Source organism: uncultured Bacteroides sp., from assembly GCF_902491285.1.
In the GTDB taxonomy this organism is placed as follows: Bacteria; Bacteroidota; Bacteroidia; order Bacteroidales; family Bacteroidaceae; genus Bacteroides.
This window is the reverse complement of the sequence record NZ_CABUHK010000069.1, coordinates 21,236-28,248: the sequence shown is the minus strand read 5'-3', so window position 1 is coordinate 28,248 and position 7,013 is coordinate 21,236. Positions and strand designations below refer to the sequence as shown.

The following is a 7,013-nucleotide window of genomic DNA, read 5'->3' as shown; positions in this document are numbered from 1 at the left end:
GAGAAGATTACACTAGAAAAACGGATAATGCAGCAGTTAACTTTTCACTCATGTGTAAAATGGCTCTTATCTTATTAAAGCAAAGTAAAAAGAAGATAGGGATAGCAGGGAAAAGAAAACTATGCGGGTGGGATGAGAAATACAGAAATGAAATACTAGGTATTCAAAGAATTATACCACCCACAGAGCAAAAAGATAACATGTAGAGATTATTGAGCGGTTGCCCTGGTATGTGAAGAAGTGAAGGCAACCAATACTAGAAACGATTTCGCAAAATCATTTCTCATATTCTCATAGAAAAGTATATTCATTTGATTACTAACAACATAAAGCATGAGAATTAAAATGTTTACATGCATTTCTCATAGTTTATAGCTATAAAATGCCTTTAAAGAAGGTATTTCTCATACTTTATTTTGTATTTCTCATGCTGCATATTATGCTTGTCTTTGTTTTAAGAAACTAATATGTAGAAGGCAATATAACCGTAGTTTGTATGTTAAGTCGATAGATAACATATCTTTCGTAACTGACATTATTGTGTTTTTCTGCTTTCATTCGTATTATTCCACTCTAGTGAACAGAGCTGCGCACTCGGGTAGATAGACCTTTGCACTCTAGTGAACGAGTCTGTTCACTGGAGTGCAACGATAGAGATGTCTTATTGAAAATCTATTGATTATAGTAGTATAATCTTTGATTGTCAGTTGGTTATAACGAAAATGAACGGTGGCTTTATTACAGTTCATTAAGCGTTAATGATTAGACTATGAGAATAATGTTTTTGATGTATGAGAAATGCCAATAATAGTATGAGAAATGCATTGTTTTAAGTGCGTTTTCTTTATATATGTATGAGAAATGCATGTAAGTATTTTTATTCTCATGCTTTATGTTGTTAGTAATCAAATGAATATACTTTTCTATGAGAATATGAGAAATGATTTTGTTTTTTTTATTCTAGAACCGAATGAAATAATCTGCATTAAATAATAGTAGAAAGTAATATCTATAATGAAAAAATATACTTATATTTGTGGTGTGTCTTCGAAGTAAGATACAGTTTATTGAATTACTAGAGATAGTGTTTCATTATTATCTGTTGTGAAGAATCTGGTAAATTTTAGCAATCGCAGATAATAAGTGACCTGTCTCCACGTCTATGTTGTATATAATTTTGTTATATATCTCAATGGGCGTGGAGCTATTACTTATTATTTGATTGCAGGCTTACCAGAGCCTTTCACAAAATAATATTGTAATAGTTTCCGCGCCTTTTTTATTGGTGCTGCGGGAAACCAATAAATTATCTAAAATTGAGAATATGGGCATAATTAGTGATTTTAAAATGTTTCTCTATTGGCACAAAATGCTTGCTTACTTAATAGCATTGGGCTACATAGTATTAATTTTCGTAATATTCGTACTGTCACTGATTATTGCACAGCAGAATGAAGATATTGATACATTAAAGTATATTGATGATAACCAATGCAATACTAAAATAGATGAATACCCTAATAAGCGAAAATCCGAAAAGAAATATCACTTTATTCAGATTTATCATAGATAATAACTAAGAATGAGTTATTTGCAAGAGCGATTTCTTCGTAACTCATATTCTTCGAATTGATATTTATCGTATATTTGTAGAAAAGTAAAGGAGAAACGGATATGAAAAGTCATGCTAATAAAGTTTTAGAATCTATTAAGCAGGCATTAACGGAGCATTTACCAAAAGGAGGAAAGGCTTTGTTGTTTGGTTCTCAAGCTCGTGGGGATACTCGGGTTGATTCTGATTGGGATATTTTGATTATTCTTGATAAAGAAAAACTGGAGCCTGAAGATTATGATAAGGTAAGTTTCCCTTTAACTATGTTGGGATGGGACTTGGGGGCGCGGATTAATCCGATTATGTATACAATGAAAGAATGGGCTGCAAGTTGTATTACACCATTTTATAAAAATATAGAACAGGAAGGAATTAAATTAGTATGAAATTGACAGATGAAGAACGTAATTCTTTGGTGGTATTATAATTGGAGAAAGCTAAAGTGTTTCTGAAGCAAGCAGATGAAATGTTTGATATGAAGTATTGGGATATTGCTTCCAATAGATATTACTATGCCTGTTTTCATGCTGTTCAGGCTTTATTAATACAAAACGGATTATCATGTAAAACTCACGATGGACTGATAGCTTGCTTTGGCTTGAATTTTATAAAAACGGGTAAAATAAGTACACGCTTAGGAAGCTTTTTGGCACGTATGGAACAATTGCGGCAGAAGGGGGATTATAATTGCATTTATTCAATATCAGAGGATGAAATCAGTACGATAAAAGCTCCGGCAAGAGAACTTATTGAGACTATTGAAGTTCTACTTGCCGAATCATAATTTTTGTAAGGCTATTATTTATTAAAGAACCAATTCTTTAATCTTTTCAGCAGCATTTACTATATATGCCGGACTAAACTCTTCCAATTCTGTCCGTGGACGGAAGCCCCATGTTACACCACAAGCTGTCACCCCTGCATTAGCTGCTGTCTGCATATCGACTCCCGAATCACCGACATAGAGGACATCTTCTTTTTCTACGTTCGCTAATTTTAAAATATCAAAGACTATCGTAGGGTCGGGCTTTACGTTCACCCCTTCCCGTTGGCCGAAAACGGCTGTGAAGCGGATTTCGGGGAAATAATGGGCAACCAGTTTCTCGGTAGCTGCCTGATACTTGTTGGAAGCTACGGCAAGCTGGATACCAGCGGATTGTAAATGGGATAAAAGTTCTGAAATACCCGGATAAGGGCGGCTGTCATCTGCATTGTGGACATCATAGTAAGGAACGAACTCTTTTCTTACCCGGAGTACATTCTCTTCTGTCTTTTCTCCTTCGGGCAATGCACGTTCAAAGAGTTTGTTGATACCGTTTCCTACCATGAAGTTATACTTTTCCACATCGTGTGTGGGGTATCCTAATTTATTTAAAGCATAGTTGGTACTGTGTGCCAGGTCGGCGATAGTATTTAGTAATGTACCATCCAAATCAAATATTACTAGTTTCTTCATTGAGCTCTTTGTTTTATTGTTAATCCTGTATTTTCTCTCTTTCTACTGGCAAAGGTAGGAATAAAAAACGGATTGATGAACCGATATCCGGTTACTTTCGTTATCTTTATATCTACAAAAATGAAAGAAGAAAGGAGATTATAATGGACAATTCAATGGAACTGGAAGCTTATAAAGCAGAATTAGCCCGGGAGATATTGATGTCGAACAGTCGTCAGTTGCTGGATAAGGTAAAGATGGTTCTTCATGGCGAATCATCAACTGTTTCAGATATTGCAAAAGAAGATGCTGTGGAATATAAGACCAAGACGAAAACAGAAATACTAAGTGATTTGGAGCAAGCGTGTCAGGAAGCCGAACTGATACGTGAAGGAAAGGCGAAGGGGATATCAGCAGAGGATTTGCTTAATGAACTGTAATATTATAGCTACCTCTTTTTTCAAGAGGGAATTGAAAAGACTGAGTAAGCATTATAAGTCAATGCAACAGGATTTTGCAAATTTGTTGGAATCACTGAAAGAGAACCCGGAACAAGGTGCTGATTTGGGGAAAGGGCTCCATAAAGTACGGATGGCAATTTCTTCTAAAGGCAAAGGAAAAAGTGGTGGCGCAAGGGTCATTACTCTTACAGCCTTAATTTCAAAAACAGATGCAGATATTATCCTCTTGACAATTTATGAAAAAGCGTGCCAAAAGGTAGTAAACACTATCTTTTGGCACGCTTTTTCATATATGAGATTACTTCTTCGTAATACGGAACCAGTCCACGTCTGCCCAACCGCCATCATTTGTTTTTATAGCAGGGCGCGTGCAGAACATGCCGATTTTAGCGCCAATCCATTGTCCTTCTCTTGCCTGGAAAGGAACTCCGAGTGATTCGAATTTCTTTCCGTCAAGGCTATAACTGAAATTACACATTACAATAAGGTCGTGTCCGCCTTCGCTGGCTTTGAGTTTCTTTCCGTCACAACTGAAGCGTACTTTCAGATAAACCGTGTTTTGGGAAAGGTCAACGGCAGCTTTCACTTCTTCCGGTTTTCCCTTATCCGCCCTTTTACATTCTACTTGCGACAAAACAAGACCTTTGTCTGTATTTTCTAAAATCAGCCCGGCATAATCTCTGCCCATAACGACAAGTCCGGTTCGCTCGCCCTTATTCTTCTGATTAGGAGTGAATGTGAGTTTCATCGTTGCGGTGAAATTATCGGAAGGAGTTTTCTGCAACAAAAGGTTGGCTACATCCCACAGGTTCTTATAATCTTCTACCACCGGATAAGAGTATAATCTGACATAACTCTTGTCTCCTGCATAATACGCCCATTTTTCATTAATGTTGGCGTGCCATTGCCACTGTGGGGATAACGTGTAACCGTCAAACTCGTCGCTTTCTTGCGGAGTACAGATAGGATATGTTTTTCCTACATTCGGTTTCTTGTAAGTCAGGACAGGTTCACCGCAGCCGTCACCGTCTTTGTCAATGCCGATAACAGGCCAGTCGTTTACCCATTTCATCGGCTGCAGATGCATGATACGACCGTAAGCACCTACATCTTGAAAGTGAAGGAACCAGTCTTCGCCCGTAGGAGTGTCTACCCAGGCTCCCTGATGAGGTCCGTTGACAGGAGAGTTGCCTTGTGCGAGTACGGTTTTCCATTCATAAGGACCGTAGATGTTCTTGGAACGTAACACGACCTGCCAGCCTGTCGGTACGCCACCTGCCGGATGGAAGATATAATAATAATCATTTCTCTTATACATTTTGGGACCTTCGCAAGTCTGATGTGCTTCGTGACCGTCGAATATGATGCGTGAAGGAGTGATGGCTTTCGTAGCCTCTGCGTTCAGTTCGCAGATAGTGATTACACTTTTCAGACCGGCACGACTTCCTGCGTATGCGTGTACCATATATACTTTCCCGTCCTCATCCCAAAACGGGCAGGTGTCGATAATTCCTTTTCCTGCTTTAACCAAGACTGGCTCGCTCCACGGGCCTTTCGGGTCTTTGGCTTTCACCATGAAAGCTCCCTGGTCGGGGTCGCCCCAAAAGATATAGAACTCGCCGTTGTGATGGCGGATGGCGGGAGCCCATACACGATTACCGTGTTCCGGACGTTCCGGTGTTTCGATAGGGGGAAGAGCGTTAGGTACTGCCGCGCCGATAATCGTCCAGTTCACCAAATCCTTGGAATGTAGTATCTGCAATCCCGGCAGACAGTTGAAACTGGATGAAGTCATATAGAAATCATCGCCCACGCGGCAAGCGTCGGGGTCGGAGTAGTCGGCATAGAGAACCGGATTTTTGTATTTGCCGTTTCCGAGGTCGGAAACCCATACTTCGGATACATAGTTTTTCTGCGCTAATACCGGGAAGGTAGTCAGCAGGCAGAGAACTAAAGTCTGTGTCAATCGTTTCATGATATAGGTCGATTAATAGTTTTATATAAATGATTCGTTGGCTTGTCTTACGGTGGCAAAGGTAGAAAAAAAGACTCTGTACAAGGAGTAATAATTGTGCAGAGTCGTATAAAAATTGGTAGAAACCTTGTGATTTTTGTTTAGTTGTATTTGTATTCTACCTTATTTTAGTGGTGTATGGTTATTTCTATTTGGCAGTATGGCTGTCTTTTACTGTCACTGTCACAGGGTGAGCCAGTTCTTCTTTCCATTCGCGTAGATAAGCGAACCATGCTTCCGGAGTCTTATACCCGAAGGTTTCTTTCATGGAAGTGAAAGTTGTATGATATTGGAAGTAATTGTTTCCCGGAGCGGTGATTGTATAGAGGAAGTTCGCCTTATCTTTTTCCTCTGATTTCACATAACGCTGAGGGATACAAGTTCCCAATCCTACGGTTTCTTTTGCGTACTTCACCGTGTCGTTTACAGGCCAGTCTGTTCCCCAGCTTCCTACCAATCCCTTATGGTCGGAGAAAGACTTGGAAGTACCTACAATATCCTGTACCCCTGTGCAGAAAACCTCTTTATCGAGCGGCTCGTCGAAGAATGTTTCGATGTGAAGGTCACGATGTCCGGCATACAGCGTGTAACGCGTCATCATATCCAGTTCTGCACCCTGATACTGCCATCCGGTTACTTCAATTTCTGCAATCGCACGCACCGGCCCGTAAGAGATGATACGTTCCGTACGGGTTTCGACCGGGGTGATGTGGGTCGCTTTCTGTCCGTCCCAACCTTTCAATGCACCCGGGCCACAACTGTCGAACACACGAAGCACATCGTCACCGAATCCTTTGGCCAACTGCGCATCTGTAGGATAGAACTGCGATTCTCTAATTTCCAGACCTTTATTGAATTTACCGTAAATGTCAGGTGTCTGTTTCTCATTGAAGTAGAGACGATAACCTACCAGCTCCGATTCCAGAACCGGGCCGTGAGGGCGTACCATGCTGTATATATTACTGGTTCCGGGAACAGTAATTGCCTGTACCCTTTGATGTTTTCCTTTGCGATAATCCACGATAAACATATCGGCATATACCCGTTCAGGATAAGTCTTTGTGCTCTTTTCCGAAGAAAGTGTCACTTGGAAAGTCTTTCTGCCATGAGCGGGAAGGTTGGTTACGAAGGCAAGTTCATCCATCTTCCTGTCTTTGTTCAAGTCATCAAGCTGGGAAGGAATTTCATTCGTCCCTTCCATGACAACGGCAGATTTGATTTTGAAACCTGCGTGCAATTCGTGCAGATTGATAACAACCGGAGCGTCCGTTTTTGCCTGGTTCCAATTGTTGTGCACCTCGACTGTAATGGTCTTTTCCTGCTTCTGAGCCCAGGCTGGCAGGCTGAAACTTCCTAAAAGGAAAGCAATTATAAAAAGATTCTTTTTCATGATTCTAAGGCTGATATTATACGTCGTATTTCTCTCTGCAAAAGTAACTGAAAAAAAAGCAGACCGTCTATCTTTTGAAGATAAAATAGTCTGCTATTTGA

At 40.1% G+C, this 7,013-nt stretch carries 6 protein-coding genes and 1 pseudogene; 4 read left to right on the top strand and 3 right to left on the bottom strand.

Annotation, left to right across the window (positions count from 1 at the left end; translation table 11 throughout):
* The 3 genes and pseudogenes from RDN93_RS16370 to RDN93_RS16360 form a co-directional block, all read left to right on the top strand.
* Positions 1 to 206, top strand: a pseudogene (locus tag RDN93_RS16370) (hypothetical protein); the annotation flags it as partial.
* A 1,468-nt stretch (positions 207 to 1,674) separates the two neighbouring features.
* On the top strand, positions 1,675 to 1,998 hold the full coding sequence (locus RDN93_RS16365) for a nucleotidyltransferase domain-containing protein (RefSeq protein WP_308746515.1): 324 nt from the start codon (positions 1,675 to 1,677) through the stop codon (positions 1,996 to 1,998).
* A 41-nt stretch (positions 1,999 to 2,039) separates the two neighbouring features.
* A complete protein-coding gene (locus tag RDN93_RS16360) occupies positions 2,040 to 2,396 on the top strand; it encodes a HEPN domain-containing protein (RefSeq protein ID WP_308746514.1) in 357 nt (118 codons plus the stop codon).
* A gap of 21 nt (positions 2,397 to 2,417) precedes the next feature.
* On the opposite strand, the gene RDN93_RS16355 is transcribed toward RDN93_RS16360, so the two are convergent.
* Complete coding sequence (locus RDN93_RS16355) at positions 2,418 to 3,068, bottom strand: HAD family hydrolase (protein ID WP_308746513.1); 651 nt, start codon at positions 3,066 to 3,068, stop codon at positions 2,418 to 2,420.
* A 155-nt stretch (positions 3,069 to 3,223) separates the two neighbouring features.
* Here RDN93_RS16355 and RDN93_RS16350 point away from each other — a divergent pair, with 155 nt between their 5' ends.
* On the top strand, positions 3,224 to 3,487 hold the full coding sequence (locus RDN93_RS16350) for a hypothetical protein (RefSeq protein ID WP_308746512.1): 264 nt from the start codon (positions 3,224 to 3,226) through the stop codon (positions 3,485 to 3,487).
* A 319-nt stretch (positions 3,488 to 3,806) separates the two neighbouring features.
* Here the strand turns inward: RDN93_RS16350 and RDN93_RS16345 are convergent, their stop codons facing one another.
* Together RDN93_RS16345 and RDN93_RS16340 are read right to left on the bottom strand one after the other, a co-directional pair.
* Positions 3,807 to 5,483 (bottom strand): glycoside hydrolase 43 family protein, encoded by a 1,677-nt coding sequence (locus RDN93_RS16345; RefSeq protein WP_308746511.1) that lies wholly within the window; start codon positions 5,481 to 5,483, stop codon positions 3,807 to 3,809.
* Between the two features lie 187 nt (positions 5,484 to 5,670).
* Positions 5,671 to 6,912, bottom strand: a complete 1,242-nt coding sequence (locus tag RDN93_RS16340; protein WP_308746510.1) for a DUF4861 domain-containing protein — start codon at positions 6,910 to 6,912, stop codon at positions 5,671 to 5,673.
* Between the last annotated feature and the right edge of the window lie 101 nt (positions 6,913 to 7,013).

Excerpts from the sequence above, each read along its gene's own strand:
- RDN93_RS16340 (WP_308746510.1), bottom strand. The coding sequence starts at position 6,912 with ATGAAAAAGAATCTTTTTATAATTGCTTTCCTTTTAGGAAGTTTCAGC.
- RDN93_RS16355 (WP_308746513.1), bottom strand. The coding sequence starts at position 3,068 with ATGAAGAAACTAGTAATATTTGATTTGGATGGTACATTACTAAATACT.
- RDN93_RS16345 (WP_308746511.1), bottom strand. The coding sequence starts at position 5,483 with ATGAAACGATTGACACAGACTTTAGTTCTCTGCCTGCTGACTACCTTC.
- RDN93_RS16365 (WP_308746515.1), top strand. The coding sequence starts at position 1,675 with ATGAAAAGTCATGCTAATAAAGTTTTAGAATCTATTAAGCAGGCATTA.
- RDN93_RS16350 (WP_308746512.1), top strand. The coding sequence starts at position 3,224 with ATGGAACTGGAAGCTTATAAAGCAGAATTAGCCCGGGAGATATTGATG.